We start from the raw sequence: 18,187 nt of genomic DNA on the forward strand, positions 1-18,187 counted from the left end.
CGGCAGTGTCAGTGAGGACAGCCCCGAAATCACGGACTCACTGATGTTGCGTCAGGGGTTTATTCTCGAAGTGTGCAAAAAAGAAACCTGTGATCTCTACGAGATTTTCCCAAGGGCGCTGCACATACAAGAGAGTCCAAGGCTCAAGCCATTGCTGGTAGGAGGCGTAATCGCTCCAAAGAAAATCGGTATTCACACCTGGGTCCACACTTTTCGGCATGGCACGGTTTTGAATATTGACGAAAATGCCTATCGGACCGGGCACAAACCCATGCCCCATGAGACCTCCCGATCCAGGCTGATTATTGAGGAGCTTGGTAGCGTGCCAGCGGGAGACGAGACGAGCAGTCATCTGCCCGATACGTTCAACTCCTTGCGCAGCAAACAGATTGCCAGGCTGATTCCGCTCTATATCGACAAGGGGCAAGCTCGTGCGGCTGCCCGGGGAGTGACGGCTTTTGACCAGGCACATCCTGCCCTGTCATTGCTAAAGGTGATTACGCCATTTTGGGGGGGCATCGAGGATCTGCTTTCGGATGATCAGAAACGCAGAGCTTCGGGGGCATTCGGGATGCTCCTGGACCTGCTGTTTTTGGTCCCCGTCGTAAGATTTGCCGGGGGGGGGCAGTGCGGGTGATCAACCTGGCTGGAAAGATCGGCTTCAAGGCCGTGTTGCCCCGGATGGGCAAGCTCGCCAGAACCCTGCTGGTGTCTCTGGCTCAGGAGCTGACCCCCCTGGATGGCTTGCCCCGTTTGCTCAAGTGGAGCGGTGTCAAACTGCTTGAGGGTGGTGCTTGTCTGGCTGAGAAAGGTCTCGGGCACTTCAGGCAAGTGACCAGCCTTTCAAGCGTGGCGCGTTACGACATTAAACAGGGGCTGGTAACGATCGCGGATCCCGGGGCCTGGAAGCCTGTGGCTCAGGGCGATGAGCTGCGTACGGTCAGTGATGTTAAAAACGTGCAGGTTCGCAACACGGGCAGCGTCACGACCAGTGATTACCGCCTGATTGATCCTGTATCCAGTCTTCCCTATGGGCCGCGCTTGGCCTCAGGCGCCCGGTCAGTACATTTCGGCCAGCAAAAATTCTTTGTTTCTGCCAGCCCTGATCTTCCCGATGGTTATTACTTGCTGCGAGTCAGAAGTCCTGACAATCCCTCGCAACTGCTCAGCAGCGGGGTAATTGCCAAGCCTGAAGCGGGAGCTGCGGGGCAATGGAAAAGAAGAGGGATCAAGGGCGGGGGAGATGAAGTGCCAGAGACCGCCAGTTTGCATACCTGGAGACTGCAGGACGATAACGGGCTGGCCTCATTGGGGGACATGACCACATTCCGGCGCAGCGACGTTTCATTGAAAGGGCGGCAGCCCGATACGACAACAGGTGTCCATACCTTCAACAATAGATCCTATATCGCGGTTGGAGATCCACCCGAGGCTTATGAGGTGGTGCGGGTCAGAAACAGACTCTGGCAGTTGCATACGGATGGTGAACAGGCTGGCCCCTTTGTTGTGTATAGGCCAGCTCAGGGCCAGACCTCAGGTGTCTGGGACCTGGCCCCGCAGATTACTCTGCAACCCAAGCCAAGATCGAAATGGGAGACCGCCCCCGAGATTCTGTTCACCCCGGAGCCGGACGGGCCGCAGCTTTACCGCAACCTGAACAAGCTGCCGGCGAGTACCCCCTGGCAGGTTGAGAGCGGCATCGACTTCAAGCGAATTGAGCAGGAAATCCGCACCCGGTTCAATGTTGAACTGGAGGGCGTTGAAGTCATTTCGACAACGGCCAGTGATTTGGCGGTCAGGATGGATATCCCCTACGACGCGGCCTCTGCGAAAGCCAGCCCTGTCGCCTGGACCTCCCCGCAAGGCAAGATCCATATCGCCACGGATCATCCGGATTATGTGGTAAACGGTCTGGTGGACTCCGACAAGGTGCGCTCCACGGTAGTGCATGAGTATGTCCATGCGGCCTCTCATCGCAGAGCCGGTTTGCAGGTCATTTCCGGGGAGGGGGTCAATTATGATGAAAGTGTGGTGGATTATTTCGCGGAAAAAATCTACTCGCAGATTTATCCCGGACGGCCCTACAAAAGCGGCTATTTCACCGCGGACGGAGCCCTGTGGCACGGGCAACTGGTGCCGTTTATGAGTCAAAGCGCAACCATGAACCTGGTTGAGATCCAGCAGGCACTCTTTCACGATCCGGCGTTGTTCAGGCCGCTGGGCCCGGACGCCCTGCAGGAATGGAAGCGGCTGACCGGTTTCTAGTGCTGTGCGCCCTGAGGTCTCAATTGCCCTGGAGCGGATGAGATTGGCAAGCCAGCATTTTACTTCCCCGGCAAACCCGCTAAGGTCGCCCATTCTTTCGAATTCGCCACGGCGTAAACGAACAGGCAACTACGGTTTTTGAGCGAGAGATTCATGGGCTATCTGTTAATTGTTACCCTGATTCAGGCGTTTTCATTCAGCCTGATTGGCGAGTATCTGGCGGGGCACGTCGACAGTTACTTTGCGGTACTGGTGCGTGTGGTACTGGCGGGGCTGGTATTTATTCCGCTCACACGCTGGCGTCAGGTCGAACCCGGTTTCATGCGCGGCATGCTGTTGATCGGGGCGCTGCAGTTCGGTGTCACCTACGTCTGTCTGTACTTGAGTTTTCGAGTGCTTACGGTTCCGGAGGTGTTGTTATTCACCATCCTGACCCCCCTGCACGTGACCCTAATCGAGGATGCAATCAACCGCCGTTTCAACCCGTGGGCGCTTGTTGCGGCACTGGTCGCCGTTATGGGGGCTGCGGTCATTCGTTTTGACACCATCAGCCCCGAATTTTTCAAGGGCTTCCTGCTCCTGCAACTGGGCAACTTCACTTATGCCGCCGGTCAGGTGATGTACCGGCATCTGGTCGCACGCTACCCGAGCGATTTGCCGCATTACCGGCGCTTCGGTTACTTCTATCTGGGTGCGCTGGCTGTGGTACTGCCTGCTTTTGTGTTGTTCGGCAAAGCCGATTTCTGGCCTGAAGCCCCCTTGCAGTGGGGAGTGCTGGTGTTTCTGGGGCTGGTCTCCACTGCACTTGGCCTGTATTGGTGGAACAAGGGCGCGTGCATGGTCAGTGGCGCGACCCTGGCGGTCATGAACAACGTGCATGTGCCGGTGGGTCTGTTTTTCAGCCTGTTGATCTGGAATCAACACGAGCCTCTGGGGCGGTTGTTCCTGGGCGGGCTGGTGATATTGATTGCCATCTGGATAAGCCGGCTAGACCGCAGGGCTGTGACGGTCTAAGGTCAATCTCAGTCCATCTATCGCCTTAAGGGAGAGTCGGAATGACAGTCAGGGTGTTGATCTTGCCGGGCCTGTTCAATTCAGGAACAGAGCATTGGCAATCTCACTGGGAGCAGCGCTACAGCGGTTTGCATCGGGTCAAACAGGACAATTGGGAAACCCCCGCCTGTGTTGACTGGGTGCAGAACCTGCATAAAAAAATCACCAAGAGCGAGCGCCCCGTAGTGCTGGTGGGTCACAGCCTGGCGTGTACGCTGATAGCCCGCTGGGCCCAGCAGCACCCCAAGGAGGCAAGGCGGGTGCGCGGGGCGTTGCTGGTGGCACCCAGTGATACCGAGGCCGACAGCTACCCGGCCGGGACCTCAGGCTTTAGCCCCATGCCGCTCAATACCCTGCCTTTTGATGCCATCACCGTAGCCAGTACCAACGACCCCTATGTCACCCGCGAGCGGGCCGAGGCCTTCAGCCAGGCCTGGGGGAGTGAACTGGTATGGTTGGAGAATGCCGGGCATATCAATGGCGAAGGTGGCTTTGGCACCTGGCCGCAGGGCATCGAGTTACTGTTCAAACTGACCGGTGACCCGCAGTTCAAGCAGGCTTGAGCAGGTAGATACTCTGTGGCAAGTCAAGCCCAATCAAAAGCCCCCTCACCCTAGCCCTCTCCCGAAGGGAGAGGGCACTGACCGCATGCGGCCTCAAAAACTTCACTGATCAGCACCCTCTCCTTTCGGGAGAGGGTTGGGGTGAGGGGCTTTCAGCTATCACTTTTGCCTCAGCGGCTATACATCACTCTTCGATCGGTATTCTGGTCAACAGCCCCTTGCGCAGGTCATTGCCGCTTGGTTGCTGGTACACGCTTAAACCGAACTCGGGCAGTACTGACAGCAGATAGTCGAAGATATCGCCCTGAATGCGTTCGTATTCGTCCCATACCGTTGTTCGGGTAAAGCAGTACACCTCCAGGGGTACGCCTTGAGGCGTGGTTTGCAGTTGGCGCACCATGCAGGTCATGTTCGGCTGGATATCGGCATGGCTTTTCAGATAGGCAAGGGCATAGGCGCGGAAAGTACCGATATTGGTCATGCGTCGACGGTTGGCTGACATGGCTGCCACGTTGCCCTGGGCTTCATTCCAGCTTTTGAGTTCGGCTTTCTTGCGATGCAGGTAGTCGCTCAGCAGGCGCACTCCCTCCAGACGTTGCTCCTGCTCATCGGTCAGGAACGCAACATCGCTTGCGTCAATAAACAGGCTGCGCTTGATCCGCCGGCCGCCGGACTGCTGCATGCCGCGCCAGTTCTTGAACGACTCGGACATCAGGCGCCAGGTGGGTATCGAGACAATGGTCTTGTCGAAATTCTGCACCTTGACGGTATGCAGGGTGATATCGATCACATCACCATCGGCCCCGACCTGAGGCATTTCGATCCAGTCGCCAACCCGCAGCAAGTCGTTGCTGGTCAACTGTACGCTGGCCACGAACGACAGCAGGGTGTCCTTGTAGACCAGCAGGATAACCGCAGACATTGCCCCCAGCCCGGAAAGCAGCAGCATTGGCGAGCGGTCGATCAGGGTCGCGACAATGATGATGGCCGAGAACACATACAGCAACATTTTGGTCAGCTGAATGTAGCCCTTGATCGGGCGGGTCTTGGCGTAGTTGGTGCGCGAATAGATGTCGAGCAAGGCGTCCAGCAGTGAACTGATAACCCGCGTCAGTACGAAGATGGTGATGGCCAGCGCCAGGTTGCCAAGGAAGTGGCGACCGTTGTCGCTCATGTCCGGCACCAGATTGCGCCCGAACTGCACTATCAGCGAGGGAGTCAGTTGCGCCAGGCGATGGAACACCTTGTGTTCGCGTAAATCATTGATCCAGTGCAGGGCCGGTTGGCGGCCGAGCATTTTGGTCACGCGCAGGATAATAATGCGTGCGATATGACCGGCCAGCAGGGCGACGCCCACGAGAACGATCAGGCCCAGTATGGCCGAAACCCAGGGATGTTGATCCAGATTGGCCCACAGGTCCTGGATTTGGCTCCAGAGTGCTTGAGTATCCATAAGCTAAAACGATATCCGGTAATAAATGGCCATGGGATTAGAGCACTTCAGGGCGATTTGTGGGCCCTGATTGGACTAAAGACCCTAAAAAACCATTTGTTTCACGCCGTTCGTGCAAAGTAACTCGGCCTTGGCGCTCGAAACCGTTACTCTATGCCGCTGATTTTTTGTATTTCTTCGAGGTAGCACCCGTGTTTTCCGATTTCGCCCTGCACGAACGCCTGCTTAAAGCTGTGGCCGAGCTTAAATTTGTCGAGCCTACGCCTGTGCAAGCAGCGGCCATCCCGCTCGCGCTCGAAGGGCGTGACCTGCGGGTTACAGCTCAAACCGGGAGTGGCAAAACCGCCGCTTTCGTACTGCCGATTCTGAATCGTCTGATTGGTCCTGCCAAAATCCGCGTCAGTATCAAAGCGTTGATTTTGCTGCCGACCCGCGAGCTGGCACAGCAAACGCTAAAAGAAGTTGAGCGTTTTTCGCAGTTCACGTTCATCAAGTCCGGTCTGATCACCGGCGGTGAGGACTTCAAGGTTCAGGCGGCCATGCTGCGCAAGGTGCCGGATATCCTGATCGGCACCCCTGGCCGTTTGCTCGAGCAACTGAATGCCGGCAACCTTGACTTGAAAGAAGTTGAAGTTCTGGTACTCGACGAAGCCGACCGCATGCTCGACATGGGTTTCTCCGAAGACGTGCAACGTCTGGTCGATGAGTGCCCGAACCGTCAGCAAACCATGCTGTTCTCGGCCACCACCGGTGGTTCGGGCCTGCGTGAGATGATCGGCAAGGTACTGAACAACCCTGAGCACTTGCAGCTCAACCAGGTCAGCCAGTTGAACGCCACCACGCGTCAGCAGATCATCACGGCAGACCACAACCAGCACAAAGAGCAAATTGTTAACTGGCTGCTGGCTAACGAGACTTATCAAAAAGCCATCGTTTTCACCAACACCCGTGCCATGGCTGACCGCATTTACGGTCGCCTGGTGGCTCAGGAGTACAAGGCGTTCGTCTTGCACGGTGAAAAAGACCAGAAAGACCGCAAGCTGGCCATCGATCGCCTGAAGCAGGGCGGCGTCAAGATTCTGGTGGCTACCGACGTGGCGGCCCGTGGTCTGGACGTTGAAGGCCTGGATCTGGTGATCAACTTCGATATGCCTCGCAGCGGCGACGAGTACGTTCACCGTATTGGTCGTACTGGCCGTGCGGGCAATGATGGCCTGGCGATCTCGCTGATCTGCCACGGTGACTGGAACCTGATGTCCAGCATTGAGCGCTACCTGAAGCAAAGCTTCGAGCGCCGTACCATCAAGGAAGTCAAAGGCGTCTACGGCGGCCCGAAAAACGTCAAGGCTTCGGGTAAGGCTGTTGGCGTGAAGAAGAAAAAGACCGACGCCAAGGGCGTCAAGAAGAAGTCGGGCGCCAAGGCACCGACCAAGCGCAAGATCGCCAACCGCCCGAAGACCGACGCTCTTTCGTTGGTCAGCAAGGACGGCATGGCGCCGCTCAAGCGCCGCAAGCCAGAAGCACCAGCGGCTGAGTAAATCGCTGGCATGGCTCACAAAAAACCCGACCTGCGCCGGGTTTTTTGTTGCCTGAAACGCCGCAGATTTTGTGAGCGCCGCAATGTCTGCAGGAGCTGGCTTGCCTGCGATGGTGTCATCGTGGGGTGACTGGGAAACCGCGCCGTCTGCATCGCGAGCAAGCCCGCTGCGACAAAACCCGGGCGTTTCAGTAGAACGTCCGCTCGGCCTTAAATGTCAGTAAGCCATCACACTGGGTGTTCTGCCCGGAGTAGGCAGAGCAGTCGCTGCCGTCCAGGCTGGAATCGCTGTAGATCACGTTGAGGTCAATGCCCATCCAGGGGCGCGAGAGTTTGATCGACCAGTCATTGAATGCGCGTACGCTGCCACCGTCGGCAATGGACACCGGTGTGCCCAGTTGGTGGGTGGTGTATTTCATGCTTACGCCGATGCCAAAGGGCTGGTTGACCCCCAGGTCGGCAAACAATGTGCTGTCGCGGCGCCCCGGATCATTGCTGAAGGCGGCGCCAAAGCGCGTGCCCAGCACGGTGAGGCCTGCAAAGATCTGCTGGCTGTCGAGTGAGTCGACTTTGGGGTAGCTGTAATGGATCACCCCCAGCTCATAGCTCAGGGTCTGGTCAAAGGGGCGCTTGTAGCCCAGATACGAATCCACTTCCAGGTTGCTGCCAGGCTTGATGCCCATGGTTGGCGCCCATTGCCCGACATACCAGCCGCTGTCGTGGGTCAGGTCCAGGCCGCCATGAAAGGTCGAGCCGGGGCTGGTGGGCTTGACCAGGCCCTGGGCCATGCTGCGGGTGGGCTGGGTGGCCAGCTTCAGGTCGAAGTCGCCCAGCTCGCGGGAAAACACCTGTGCGTCTGCAATGGTGCTGGTCAGCAGCGTGCTGGCCAGCAACACCGTCCGTGTCAGCATGATCGGCTCCCTATTTGGGCTCAAAGGCTTGATTCAGAGCCTTCGGAGCATACGCAGGAATATCGGCAACAAAGTGCCGTTCGTCGATTTATCGATGCGAATCGGGGGCGGGGCAGGGGAACAAAGGGGATAAATCGAGAGTCCTAGCGCCTTGAAGGGCAAAGCGCATAAGGACCAGATGAAGCGAGGGGGTATTACTTCTTGCCGAGCGTGATTTGCTTGGACGGGCCGAAAGTTTGGCCGCTGACGCCTTTGCTGATTTGCTGAATCTCGCCGCCGGATTTCAGGAATGCTTCGATTTGAGCATTGATGGAATCACTGGTTTCAACAGCGGGAGCTGGCTTTGCTTTGCTGGCGGATGCTTTTACACGCATGGCGGCTATTGACCTGTAGAAAATAACTTGGCCAGCGATAGTACCTGAAATACTTGACAATTGCTTGTTAAATATCTTCGTAAAATAATATCGGTGCAGTATGAGTCAGCATGAACGACTGCATAATTGTCGGCTAACTCGCTGTTTTAATTCATAACGTGGGAGGTTTTGTATACGTGTCCGGCCGTGCGCAGATGGCCTTTGAGCATCCGCCAGGCTGACGAGTGGCGTCCAAGGCGCGTTGGAAAAACCTGATAAATCAAACCTTTCGCAGATTTTTTGGATGGCGGGCTGCGGCACTCCAATTTGCCCCCCTAAACTCGGGTAGAATGCCGCCTACGTAATGAGGGTATTGGACATGGCTTTAATCGGTCGCTACAACAGTTTGCAAGTGGTTAAACATACAAACTTCGGTTTGTATCTGGATGGTGGGGCTGACGGCGAAATCCTGTTGCCCAATCGTTATATTCCAAAAGATATTCCCAGCGAAGATGAAGACTGGCTCAACGTCTTTGTTTATTTGGACAGCGCTGACAAGTTAATTGCCACCACTGAAAAACCAAAAGTTCAAGTCGGTGAATTTGCCAGCTTGAAAGTGGTTGAAGTTAACAGCATCGGCGTATTCCTCGATTGGGGTTTACCAAAAGATTTGCTGTTGCCGTATTCCGAAGAAAAGCGCCAGATGACCGCCGGCGAATATGTCGTGGTGCACGTCTACCTCGACAAGCACACGCGTCGTATCACCGCGACTGCCCGTCTGGACCGCTACCTGGACAAAACCCCGGCCAATTATCAGGTCGGCCAGGAAGTTGATCTGTTGGTGGCCGAGGCCACGGACATGGGCTTTAAAGCCGTGATCAACAACAAGCACTGGGGTTTGATCCACAAGAATGAAATCTTCAAGTTCATGCGTGCGGGCAAGCAGGAAAAGGGCTACATCAAGGAAGTCCGTGCGGACGGCAAGATCAGCCTGAGCCTGCAACCGGTTGGCCAGGAAGCAGCCAGCAGCCTGAATTCGAAGATCCTCAGCAAGTTGCGCGACAACAACGGTGTGCTCGCCGTGAGCGACAAAAGTGCCCCTGAAGTCATCAGTACTCATTTTGGCGTCAGCAAGGGCAACTTCAAGAAAGCCATTGGTGCGCTCTACAAGGAAGGCAAGATTGCGATCCACCCGGACCGTATCGAACTGATCTGATCCAACACGAGGGGCTGGCGACATGAGCAAGGCAGTGTGGGCGTATATTGGTGCGTTACTGGCTTTTCTGGTGCTTGACGGCCTGTGGCTGGGCCTGCTTATGAGCTCTACCTATAAAGAGCTGTTGGGTTCGTTGATGCTGGCTCAACCCAAGTGGGGCCCGGCCATCGTGTTTTACCTGCTGTATGTGCTGGGCGTGGTGTTCTTTGTGGTGTTGCCGGCCCTTGCCCGGGCCAGTGCGCGCAGGGCTGCTCTGGCAGGTGCGTTTTTCGGGCTGGTGGCTTATGGCACCTATGACATGACGAACTGGGCCACGCTGCAAGGCTGGTCGCCCCAGTTGGCATTGATGGACATGGCCTGGGGCGGGTTACTGACCTGTCTTGCAGCCCTGTCGGGTTATTGGGCGGCACGCAAGCTGGCGTCCTGATTGTTTTCGACCTTTTTAGGTGTGGCTTTTTTCGGGTGAACTATGAGTGTTTCGCGGCGAGCAACGGATGCTTTCGCACTGCAAGTGATGCTGGGATTGTGCCTGATCTGGGGTGTGCAACAGGTCATCATCAAGCTGGCGGCACCCGATATCGCACCCGTGATGCAGGCCGCCATGCGCTCCGGTATTTCAGCACTGCTGGTTGGGCTGCTGATCTGCTGGAAGGGTGGCTGGAGCCAGGTGCCTGCCACCTGGCGTGGCGGTTTACTGGCAGGCAGCTTGTTCGGCCTGGAGTTCTTCTTTATTTCCGAAGGCCTGCAACTGACCAGTGCCGCGCATATGTCGGTATTTCTCTATACCGCGCCCATTTTCACCGCACTCGGGATTAACTGGCTGTTGCCCAGCGAGCGCTTGCGGCCTTTGCAATGGCTGGGGATATTGCTTGCGTTTGCCGGGATTGCCTTCTCATTCGCGGGCGGTATGTCGTTTGCTGACATGGACCGCAACGTGCTGCTGGGCGATGCCTACGCCATTCTGGCGGGCATGGCCTGGGGCGCGACCACGGTGGTGGTGCGCGGCTCGCGGTTGTCGGAGGCACCTGTGACCCTGACCCTGTTCTATCAGTTGATTGTCGGTTTTTTCGGCCTGCTGGTGATTGCCGCTTTCAGCGGCCAGATCAGCCACGTCAGCCTGACCACCGTGGCGGTGGCCAGTGTGCTGTTTCAAGGGCTGGTCGTGTCGTTCTTCAGTTATCTGGTGTGGTTCTGGTTACTCAAGCGTTATATGGCTTCCAACTTGGCGGTGTTCTCCTTCATGACCCCGCTGTTCGGAGTGACATTCGGTGTGCTGGTGCTGCATGAGCCTCTGAGCGTCAACTTTGTGGTGGGCGCAGTGCTGGTGCTGTGCGGTATTACGTTTGTCAGCGCCGAGCAGTGGGTGCGTCGCAAAGTGCGTGCTCTGCTGGGGGGCTGACCGACTGCCAGGCCAGAGTGCCCGCTAGCAGCAGCCCGCTGGCCGCGATGATCAGTGCCGGTTGCAAGCCGCCGCTGAAATGGCTACTCAGTGCAGCCAGCAATGGCCCGCACAGTTGGCCCACGGCGAAACAGGCGGTCAGCATGGCCGCATTGCGCGCTGTGGCATTGGGCGCCAGATCCCGTGAGCACTGCATCACCAGCGGCATGCAGGCCAGAAACGGCGTGCCGCAGAGGATTACACCAAGTGCCAGCCCCGCGCTGCTCGGAAGCAGGCACGCCAGCACACCAAGGGCTTGAATCCATAACCCGCCCATCAGCCAGAAGCGCGTGGTAGCAGGGCGCGGCCGACGAAAGCTGATCAGTGTCACGCCAATGGCAGCACATAGCCCGAATGCTGGCCAGAACAGATCGGCTTGCCACTGGCCATGAAACCGGGCATTGGCCATCTGGGATAAAAATGTCGCCGGGATGATATAGCCCAGGCCATAGAGCCCATAAATTGCTCCCAGACGGGCGATCCCGGGTTGCCGGTTATCGGGCTGCATCGTTTGAGGCCGGGCGGCAAGTGCAGCGGGTTGCGGTAGCGCGGGCAAAATCACCAGCAACATCAGCAGTGCCGCCAGGGCATAAATCATCCAGAGCGTGGCCGAGTCTTGCCCGGTTAAATTGGCGGCCAGGGCCAGCAGTCCGGTCAGCATCACCCCGAGACCGGGCCCGGCAAAAACCAGAGCGCCCAGACGCGGTCGGTTGGCGGTGATGGCGATGTGCTGACTCAGTGCGGTGATCATCACCATCACCCAGGCACTGGCGATCCCGGAGCCGAATCGTAATAACAGATGCGCCCAAAACCCCTGGGCCCAGTACGACGCCAGCGTCAGCCCAACGCACAGCCACAGGCCTGTATGCAATCGGTTACGCACCTGGTCGGGGCGCCTGGCGCGCATGGCATCCAGGGCGCCGAGCAGGTAACCCAGGTAGTTGGCGGCGGCAATCAGCCCTGCGCCGGTCAGGTCGATCTGGCCTTCGCTGATCAGGTGCGGCAGTTGCGGCGTCAGGGAAAAACGGCCAATGCCCATGGCCATCATGAGTGCAACAAGGCTGGCGAGCAGGCGAATCAGGGGTGACATGCTGGGATTTCCCGATAGTGAAGAATGACCGTCAGGCTAGTGGCATTTGACTTTCTCTAAAAATGAATAATAGTGATCTACTTATTCTGTTTTGGAGAATCGTGTGGAGTTCAGCCAATTACGTATTTTTCAGGCCGTGGCTGAAGAAGGGTCGATCACCCGTGCGGCTGAGCGTCTGCACCGAGTGCCTTCCAACCTGTCGACCCGGCTCAAGCAACTGGAAGAGCAGATGGGGGTCGAACTGTTTATGCGTGAGCGTCAGCGCTTGCAGTTATCTCCGGCAGGGCAGGTGCTGCTGGATTACACCGCACGTTTGTTTGCCCTGCACGATGAAGCGCTGAGCGCGGTGCAGGGTGGCGTGCCTTCGGGCAAGTTCACCCTGGGCACCATGTACAGCACTGCGGCAATCCATTTGCCGAACCTGCTGGCGCACTACCATCGCACCTACCCGGCGGTGAATCTGCATGTGCAATCGGCACCCAGCGGCGAGTTGCTCGAAGGGCTGCTGGGCGGGCGCCTGGATGCCGCCCTGGTGGATGGCCCGCTGGAATTGGCAGGCCTGGACGGGGTGGAGTTTTGTGACGAGCGCCTGGTACTGATCAGTGATCTGGATCATCCGCAGATCACCCACGCCAAGGATGTGCAGGGGCGTGAAGTGTTTACTTTTCGCCAGGGCTGTTCTTATCGGGCCCGGCTTGAAGCCTGGTACGCCAGTGATCGCGCAGCCATGGGCCGGGTAATGGAGATTGAATCCTATCAAGGCATGCTGGCGTGCGTGGCGGCGGGGTCGGGGGTCGCATTGATGCCGGCTTCGATGCTGGCCAGCTTGCCGGGGCGTGAAAATGTCCGTGTACACCCTTTGAAACAACCTTTTGCATGCGCCACGACCTGGCTGATGTGGCGAAAAGGCATGACGGGGGCAAACCTGAATGCCTGGATACAGCTGCAACAGGCCCGTTCGCTGCCAGTTCATGATTAATCGCTGCAACTTCAAGTGCTGGCCTGAATCCGATGTATGGGGCGACTTAGCCTAAAGTTCATTGACCTTAAGCAAGCATCTTGTAGTACTTAGGACTATTATCTGTACGAAGCGACCACTGAATTCCCGTCGCTCGAGTGACCCCAAGGGGGATATATGAAAGACAAACTGCAAACCTGGCTCCATGACCTGGGCGTGGCCCTCGGCCTGATCGAGCCGCCAATGCAACCTGTGCCTATCCCTGTCGAGGATCCGCGTCGTCGTCCGCAACGTCGCCCCTAAAGTTGCGTTTGCGTCGCGTGCCGTTCACGGCTCCCGGTGATTGCCGGCGAGAGGGGTGAAGGGCTGCAGGCAACACAAGGGCAGTGTGAACTGCCCCCACCCATCAGGGCTTGTCAGCCCATGGTAAAACGCACGCTGTAGTTTAGCGGCGCCTGGTCTGTTTTCTCCGTTATTCGCGCTTCACATTTCGCATCATCCATACCCGTCGAGGTTGCACTGGCAGATCGTGTAGAGCTCAGTGTGGGTTTGAATACGCCAAATGACTGGGTAACCCGCAGTGCTGTGTTAAAGGTGCATTCCCGATTGCCATTGGCGTATGAAAAGACTTCGCGAAGTATCGCAGGGGTTTTGCGCGGGTAGCCGAAGCTGGTTTTATAGCTGACTGCAATCGAATGCTCGCTTAACGGATCGACATCAAAGTAGCCAGGTTCGACCAGCGACAGGTTCCAGTTTGAACGATTGAGTTTGAGCGGCCCGGAGGTGTTGTTGATGATCTCGAATGTCAGTGTGGTGACATCGGCTTGAGCATTCATGCCGGTGAGCATCGTGGTGGTGGCCACCACGGCAATAGCCAGGTACGTCTTGAAGTGGGTCATGGTGTTAAGTCCATTTAATCAATCACAGGTAGTTTGAAGTTGAGCGGCTACATCCCCTGTAGCCGCTTTTCAAGCGTAGTTGGACTGACTAATGGGCTGGCAGCGACAAGGCGCTGCGTGAGCGGGGTATTGGTGTTTGCGGTTGTATGAAATGAGATCGGCAGAAAAACGGGTACGAACAGGAACGTCGGACCCGCTCAAGAAAGACCTTCTCAGGCGACGCTGGCCACCGCCACAGGGCGCCGATCTATCAGGCTGACCAGCACAAAGCTTGCCAGTGCCACGGCCAGGCTGTAGTAGATCGGGGTGTTGGCGTCCAGGCCGTCCTTGATCATGAAGATCAATGCGGTGATAAAACCCAGGCTCATGCTGGAGATGGCGCCCGCTGTAGTGGCGCGTTTCCAGAAAATCGCGCCGATCAATGGCACCAGCATGCCGCCCACCAGCAGGTTGTAGGCCAGGGTCAGGGCGCTGATCACATCAGACACCACCAGCGCGATACCCAGTACGGCAATGCCCGTCAACAGGGTAAACAGGCGGTTGATCCCCAGGCTCGACTGCTTGCCGCCGCGCAGCCTTGGCAACAGGTCTTCGGTCAGTACGGTGGAGGCTGCCAGCAAACCGGCGCTGGCGGTGGACATCATGGCCGCCAGTGCTGCTGCAATCACCAACCCGCGAATACCGTCTGGCAGCGACACTTTGACGATGGCGGCAAAGGCGTTGTTGACGTTATCCAGATCGGGAATCAGCACGTGTGCGGCCATGCCGATCAGTGCACAGGTCAGGCCATAGAGGATGCAGTAGAACCCGGCGAATGTGCCAGCATACTTGGCCACTTTGGCAGTTTTGGCGGTGAACACCCGTTGCCAGATGTCCTGGCCGATCAGGATGCCGAAAAAATAAATCATGAAGTAGGTGATGATCGTGTCCCAGCCGATGCTGGTGAAGCTGAAGTTCGAGGCTGGCAACTTGCTCACCAGTTCGTCCCAGCCGCCGACGCGGTACAGGCAGATGGGCAGCAGCACGAACATCAGGCCGACCGTCTTGATCACGAACTGGACGATGTCGGTCAGGGTCAGCGACCACATGCCGCCCACGGTGGAGTAGATCACCACCACGCCACCACCGATCAATACCGAGATCCAGAAAGGCAGTCCGAACAGCACTTCCAGAACGGTGCCGATGGCCAGGATTGAGGTCACGCCGATCATCAGTGCGTAGGCCAGCATGATCACCGCACTGGCCTGGCGGGCCATCGGGTTGTAGCGTTTTTCCAGCACCTGGGTGACGGTAAAAATTTTCAGTTTGAGCAGCGGCTTGGCCAAAAACAGGTTCAGCGCGATGATCCCGCAACCCAGAGCGGCACATAGCCAGAAGCCGGAAATCCCGTGAACATAGCCCAGGCGCACGGTGCCGACGGTAGAGGCACCGCCCAAAACGGTGGCGGCCATCGTGCCCATATACAGCGTGGGTCCCAGATTTCGTCCGGCAACCAGATAGTCTTCGTGGGTTTTGGCCTTGCGCATGCCGTAGTAACCGAGCACCAGCATTGCCGCTGCGTAGATAAGGACGACCAGTAGATCTAGAGCCATGATGGCGAATCTCCGATTATTTTTTTTATGGATGCAGCTAAAGCACGGTGGCTTGGTGCCATAAGCGCAAGGCTTGCTGGCACCGCAGAGATGTCCTTATCGATGTACTACGCCGGGCAGCACGCAGAGCATTTCGTAGAGCAGGTTGGCGCCCAGTAATGAAGTGTTGCCGGTGGTGTCGTACGGCGGCGAGACTTCTACCAGATCGCAGCCGACCAGGTCGAGGCCCTGGCAACCGCGGATCACCTCCATTGCCTGGATGGTGGTCAGGCCGCCGATTTCCGGGGTGCCGGTGCCCGGCGCCCAGGCCGGGTCGATGCCGTCGATATCAAAGCTCAGGTACACCGGGCCGTTACCGACTTTCTCGCGCACTTCGGCCATCAATGGCGTCAGGGATTTATGCCAGCACTCTTCGGCCTGCACCACGCGGAACCCTTGTTTGCGGCTCCAGTTGAAGTCCTCAGCGGTATAGCCCTGGGCACGCAGGCCGATCTGCACCACGCGGTCACAGTCCAGCAGACCTTCTTCCACGGCGCGGCGGAAGGTGGTGCCGTGGGCGATTTTCTCGCCAAACATGTGATCGTTTACATCGGCATGGGCATCGATATGCACCAGGCCAACCTTGCCGTGCTTTTTATGGATGGCCCGCAGGATGGGCAGGGTGATGGTGTGATCACCGCCCAGGGTCATGGGGATGACATCGTGTTCAAGGATTTCGTCGTAGGCTTCTTCGATGATGCGCACGGCGTCCAGCAGGTTGAAGGTGTTGATCGCCACATCGCCGATATCGGCAACCGACAATGAATCAAAGGGGGCGGCGCCGGTGGCCATGTTGTACGGGCGGATCATTACCGATTCGGCGCGGATTTCGCGGGGGCCGAAGCGGGTGCCGGCGCGCAGCGAAGTGCCGATATCCAGGGGCACACCGACAAAAGCAGCGTCAAGGCCGGCGGCCGATTGCAGGTGGGGCAGGCGCATCATGGTGGCGATGCCGGCGAAGCGCGGCATTTCATTACCGCCCAGTGGTTGATGAAGAATTTTGTCCACGGGTAAGGCCTCGTCGTTTTGTAGGAGTTATGGCGCTCGATTCTGCGAAAGGTACGAGGCGGGAAGAATCGCTGCGAACAAATACTTAGTTCAGGTTTTTCTAAACTGATAGCGGTAGACTTTGATCATTCATCATTGCCTGTGGGGGCGGGCTTGCTCGCGAATGCATCACCACAGAGCAGGCTGAAACCCGGGCGCCTGTATCGCGGGCAAGCCCGCTCCCACGGTGGAAAGTGAGTTACTGATGGCCAACGCTTTACCCGATCTGAAACTATTGCGAATTTTTGCCAGCGTGGTCAGGCACCAGGGGTTCGCCAATGCCCAGCAGGCGCTCAACCTCTCGACGTCTGCCATCAGCACTTATATGAGCCAGCTTGAAACCAATCTGGGGCTGGTGCTGTGCCATCGCGGTCGTGGCGGGTTCAGCCTGACCAGCAAGGGCGAGTTGTTCCATCAGGAAACCCTGCGCCTGCTGGGCGAACTGGAAGGTTTCGAGCAATACGCGGCAGCGCTCAAGGGTGAGTTGCGCGGTACCCTGAACCTGGGTGTGATCGACTCGACGGTCAACGACAAGGCCTTGCCCTTTGCCGAGGCCATTGGTGCCTATAGCCAGGAGCATCCAGCGGTGCACCTGCATTTATCGGTGATGAGCCCGTATGAATTGCAGCTCGGGGTTCAGGACAATCGCCTGGACCTGGCCATCGGAGCGTTTTCCACGCGCATGAGCGGGCTGGTCTACCAGCCGTTGTACCGCGAGCAGCACTGGCTGTACTGCAGCACGCGACACCCTCTGTTCAGTGAACGGCGTATCCCCGGGCCGGTGATTACCCAGCAGCGGATGGTCGGGCGCGGCTACTGGAGCCAGGCTGAACTGGCGCGCCACGGCTTCAAGCACAGCGCCGCGACGGTGGACAGCATGGAGGCACAGCTGATTCTGGTGCTCTCGGGCGCCTACATCGGTTACCTGCCCGAACACTATGCCGAACCCTGGGTGGAGAAGGGTGACCTGCGCGTGCTGCTCCCCGCGACCTTTGGCTATCAGGCACCGTTCTCGATGATCGTACGCCGTGGTCGCAGCCGCGAACCCTTGATCCAGACGTTTCGCGACCTGCTCAAAGCCCAGCTTCATAAACCTTGAACGAGCCCGTTTACTCTATGTCCCGAGCCCAATGCCCGCGCTGTATGCGCCCGCAGTCCCACTGCCTGTGCGAACTTATTCCACAACTGGCAAGCCGTACCCGCGTGTTGCTGTTGCAGCACCCCAGTGAGGTCAATCACGCACTGAACACCGCCCGACTGGCAGCCTTGGGGCTGACCAACGCACAATTGGTGGTTGGCGAGGTGTTCGAAGATTTGGCAACCTTGCTCAACCCGCCGGGGTATCGGGCGCGGTTATTGTTCCCCGGTGACGATGCGCAACTGATCGTGGCCGATGTTGTCGGCGAGCAAGACCTGCCGTTGCTGTTGGTGGTACCCGATGGCACCTGGCGCAAAGCGCGCAAGTTGCTGCACCTTAATCCGCTGCTGGCGCAATTGCCGCGGGTGACGTTGCCCGAGGGCGCTGTGTCACGTTACCGGTTGCGCAAGGCGCCGGGGCCGGGTGCCCTGTCTACTTTGGAAGCGATTGTGCAGGCGCTGGAAATTCTGGAGCCGGCCACCTCGTTCACGCCGTTGCTGCGCCCGTTCGAGGCGTTGATTGAAGGCCAGATCGAAGCGATGGGCGCCGATACCTATCTGAAAAATCACGGGCACAAGTCGTAATCTGTGGGCGCGGGCTTGCTCGCGATGCAGGCGGCGGGGTATGTCAGGGAA

General features: G+C 57.7%; 19 protein-coding genes. 12 read left to right on the top strand and 7 right to left on the bottom strand.

The annotated features are described in order from the left end of the window. Positions 1 to 43 precede the first annotated feature (43 nt). From HBN79_RS07320 to HBN79_RS07335, 4 genes are all read left to right on the top strand, one after another. Positions 44 to 637: a hypothetical protein gene (locus HBN79_RS07320; RefSeq protein ID WP_169916483.1), complete on the top strand. Its 594-nt coding sequence runs from the start codon at positions 44 to 46 to the stop codon at positions 635 to 637. Beyond that, a complete protein-coding gene (locus tag HBN79_RS07325) occupies positions 628 to 2,265 on the top strand; it encodes a hypothetical protein (protein WP_169916484.1) in 1,638 nt (545 codons plus the stop codon). The genes HBN79_RS07320 and HBN79_RS07325 overlap by 10 nt, the downstream gene beginning before the upstream one ends. Before the next feature lie 153 nt (positions 2,266 to 2,418). After that, positions 2,419 to 3,279 carry a carboxylate/amino acid/amine transporter gene (locus tag HBN79_RS07330; protein WP_169916485.1) on the top strand — a complete coding sequence of 287 codons (861 nt, stop codon included), beginning with the start codon at positions 2,419 to 2,421 and terminating at the stop codon, positions 3,277 to 3,279. Positions 3,280 to 3,320: 41 nt separating this feature from the next. Next, the gene (locus tag HBN79_RS07335; protein WP_095018934.1) at positions 3,321 to 3,881 is read left to right on the top strand and encodes an alpha/beta hydrolase; all 561 of its coding nucleotides are present in this window, start codon (positions 3,321 to 3,323) and stop codon (positions 3,879 to 3,881) included. Positions 3,882 to 4,065: 184 nt separating this feature from the next. Here HBN79_RS07335 and HBN79_RS07340 read toward each other — a convergent pair whose 3' ends face one another. Beyond that, a complete protein-coding gene (locus HBN79_RS07340) occupies positions 4,066 to 5,334 on the bottom strand; it encodes a mechanosensitive ion channel family protein (protein WP_095002666.1) in 1,269 nt (422 codons plus the stop codon). A 191-nt stretch (positions 5,335 to 5,525) separates the two neighbouring features. Between HBN79_RS07340 and HBN79_RS07345 the strand changes: the two genes are divergently transcribed. Then, a complete protein-coding gene (locus HBN79_RS07345) occupies positions 5,526 to 6,872 on the top strand; it encodes a DEAD/DEAH box helicase (RefSeq protein ID WP_095002665.1) in 1,347 nt (448 codons plus the stop codon). A 187-nt stretch (positions 6,873 to 7,059) separates the two neighbouring features. Here the strand turns inward: HBN79_RS07345 and HBN79_RS07350 are convergent, their stop codons facing one another. Together HBN79_RS07350 and HBN79_RS07355 are read right to left on the bottom strand one after the other, a co-directional pair. Beyond that, positions 7,060 to 7,782, bottom strand: coding sequence for a TorF family putative porin (locus tag HBN79_RS07350; protein ID WP_169916486.1), 723 nt, complete (start codon positions 7,780 to 7,782; stop codon positions 7,060 to 7,062). A 194-nt stretch (positions 7,783 to 7,976) separates the two neighbouring features. Next, the gene (locus tag HBN79_RS07355; protein WP_016781632.1) at positions 7,977 to 8,156 is read right to left on the bottom strand and encodes a hypothetical protein; all 180 of its coding nucleotides are present in this window, start codon (positions 8,154 to 8,156) and stop codon (positions 7,977 to 7,979) included. Between the two features lie 358 nt (positions 8,157 to 8,514). Here HBN79_RS07355 and HBN79_RS07360 point away from each other — a divergent pair, with 358 nt between their 5' ends. The 3 genes from HBN79_RS07360 to HBN79_RS07370 are packed head-to-tail and all read left to right on the top strand — an operon-like array spanning position 8,515 to position 10,750. Continuing rightward, a complete protein-coding gene (locus tag HBN79_RS07360) occupies positions 8,515 to 9,351 on the top strand; it encodes a S1-like domain-containing RNA-binding protein (RefSeq protein ID WP_095002663.1) in 837 nt (278 codons plus the stop codon). 22 nt (positions 9,352 to 9,373) lie between these two features. After that, positions 9,374 to 9,778, top strand: coding sequence for a DUF2177 family protein (locus HBN79_RS07365; RefSeq protein ID WP_095002662.1), 405 nt, complete (start codon positions 9,374 to 9,376; stop codon positions 9,776 to 9,778). A gap of 42 nt (positions 9,779 to 9,820) precedes the next feature. Further along, a complete protein-coding gene (locus HBN79_RS07370) occupies positions 9,821 to 10,750 on the top strand; it encodes a DMT family transporter (RefSeq protein ID WP_095002661.1) in 930 nt (309 codons plus the stop codon). Here HBN79_RS07370 and HBN79_RS07375 read toward each other — a convergent pair. After that, positions 10,698 to 11,879, bottom strand: coding sequence for an MFS transporter (locus HBN79_RS07375; RefSeq protein ID WP_130872353.1), 1,182 nt, complete (start codon positions 11,877 to 11,879; stop codon positions 10,698 to 10,700). The genes HBN79_RS07370 and HBN79_RS07375 overlap by 53 nt on opposite strands. 103 nt (positions 11,880 to 11,982) lie before the next feature. On the opposite strand from HBN79_RS07375, the gene HBN79_RS07380 reads away from it, so the two are divergent. Then, positions 11,983 to 12,858 (top strand): LysR family transcriptional regulator, encoded by an 876-nt coding sequence (locus tag HBN79_RS07380; protein WP_095002659.1) that lies wholly within the window; start codon positions 11,983 to 11,985, stop codon positions 12,856 to 12,858. A 156-nt stretch (positions 12,859 to 13,014) separates the two neighbouring features. Further along, positions 13,015 to 13,140 carry a PA1414 family protein gene (locus HBN79_RS23925; protein ID WP_262372316.1) on the top strand — a complete coding sequence of 42 codons (126 nt, stop codon included), beginning with the start codon at positions 13,015 to 13,017 and terminating at the stop codon, positions 13,138 to 13,140. 113 nt (positions 13,141 to 13,253) lie between these two features. Here HBN79_RS23925 and HBN79_RS07385 read toward each other — a convergent pair whose 3' ends face one another. The 3 genes from HBN79_RS07385 to speB all read right to left on the bottom strand — a co-directional run bounded on the left by HBN79_RS07385 (position 13,254) and on the right by speB (position 16,375). Next, positions 13,254 to 13,736, bottom strand: coding sequence for a hypothetical protein (locus tag HBN79_RS07385; RefSeq protein WP_095002658.1), 483 nt, complete (start codon positions 13,734 to 13,736; stop codon positions 13,254 to 13,256). A 212-nt stretch (positions 13,737 to 13,948) separates the two neighbouring features. Then, a complete protein-coding gene (locus tag HBN79_RS07390) occupies positions 13,949 to 15,328 on the bottom strand; it encodes a sodium:solute symporter (protein ID WP_169916487.1) in 1,380 nt (459 codons plus the stop codon). A gap of 96 nt (positions 15,329 to 15,424) precedes the next feature. Continuing rightward, a complete protein-coding gene (speB, locus tag HBN79_RS07395; RefSeq protein ID WP_095002656.1) occupies positions 15,425 to 16,375 on the bottom strand; it encodes an agmatinase in 951 nt (316 codons plus the stop codon). Between the two features lie 244 nt (positions 16,376 to 16,619). Here speB and HBN79_RS07400 point away from each other — a divergent pair, with 244 nt between their 5' ends. Beyond that, a complete protein-coding gene (locus HBN79_RS07400) occupies positions 16,620 to 17,513 on the top strand; it encodes a LysR family transcriptional regulator (RefSeq protein ID WP_095002655.1) in 894 nt (297 codons plus the stop codon). 17 nt (positions 17,514 to 17,530) lie between these two features. After that, positions 17,531 to 18,136, top strand: coding sequence for a DTW domain-containing protein (locus tag HBN79_RS07405; protein WP_095002654.1), 606 nt, complete (start codon positions 17,531 to 17,533; stop codon positions 18,134 to 18,136). Positions 18,137 to 18,187: the final 51 nt, after the last annotated feature.

This window comes from Pseudomonas sp. WS 5051, assembly GCF_012985715.1.
GTDB lineage: Bacteria > Pseudomonadota > Gammaproteobacteria > Pseudomonadales > Pseudomonadaceae > Aquipseudomonas > Aquipseudomonas bubulae.

What these genes read in the sequence shown, in the direction of transcription:
- HBN79_RS07320 (WP_169916483.1), top strand. Translation starts at nt 44, where the DNA reads ATGTTGCGTCAGGGGTTTATTCTCGAAGTGTGCAAAAAAGAAACCTGT.
- HBN79_RS07330 (WP_169916485.1), top strand. Translation starts at nt 2,419, where the DNA reads ATGGGCTATCTGTTAATTGTTACCCTGATTCAGGCGTTTTCATTCAGC.
- HBN79_RS07335 (WP_095018934.1), top strand. Translation starts at nt 3,321, where the DNA reads ATGACAGTCAGGGTGTTGATCTTGCCGGGCCTGTTCAATTCAGGAACA.
- HBN79_RS07340 (WP_095002666.1), bottom strand. Translation starts at nt 5,334, where the DNA reads ATGGATACTCAAGCACTCTGGAGCCAAATCCAGGACCTGTGGGCCAAT.
- HBN79_RS07350 (WP_169916486.1), bottom strand. Translation starts at nt 7,782, where the DNA reads ATGCTGACACGGACGGTGTTGCTGGCCAGCACGCTGCTGACCAGCACC.
- HBN79_RS07355 (WP_016781632.1), bottom strand. Translation starts at nt 8,156, where the DNA reads ATGCGTGTAAAAGCATCCGCCAGCAAAGCAAAGCCAGCTCCCGCTGTT.
- HBN79_RS07360 (WP_095002663.1), top strand. Translation starts at nt 8,515, where the DNA reads ATGGCTTTAATCGGTCGCTACAACAGTTTGCAAGTGGTTAAACATACA.
- HBN79_RS07365 (WP_095002662.1), top strand. Translation starts at nt 9,374, where the DNA reads ATGAGCAAGGCAGTGTGGGCGTATATTGGTGCGTTACTGGCTTTTCTG.
- HBN79_RS07370 (WP_095002661.1), top strand. Translation starts at nt 9,821, where the DNA reads ATGAGTGTTTCGCGGCGAGCAACGGATGCTTTCGCACTGCAAGTGATG.
- HBN79_RS07375 (WP_130872353.1), bottom strand. Translation starts at nt 11,879, where the DNA reads ATGTCACCCCTGATTCGCCTGCTCGCCAGCCTTGTTGCACTCATGATG.
- HBN79_RS23925 (WP_262372316.1), top strand. Translation starts at nt 13,015, where the DNA reads ATGAAAGACAAACTGCAAACCTGGCTCCATGACCTGGGCGTGGCCCTC.
- HBN79_RS07385 (WP_095002658.1), bottom strand. Translation starts at nt 13,736, where the DNA reads ATGACCCACTTCAAGACGTACCTGGCTATTGCCGTGGTGGCCACCACC.
- HBN79_RS07390 (WP_169916487.1), bottom strand. Translation starts at nt 15,328, where the DNA reads ATGGCTCTAGATCTACTGGTCGTCCTTATCTACGCAGCGGCAATGCTG.
- HBN79_RS07400 (WP_095002655.1), top strand. Translation starts at nt 16,620, where the DNA reads ATGGCCAACGCTTTACCCGATCTGAAACTATTGCGAATTTTTGCCAGC.
- HBN79_RS07405 (WP_095002654.1), top strand. Translation starts at nt 17,531, where the DNA reads ATGTCCCGAGCCCAATGCCCGCGCTGTATGCGCCCGCAGTCCCACTGC.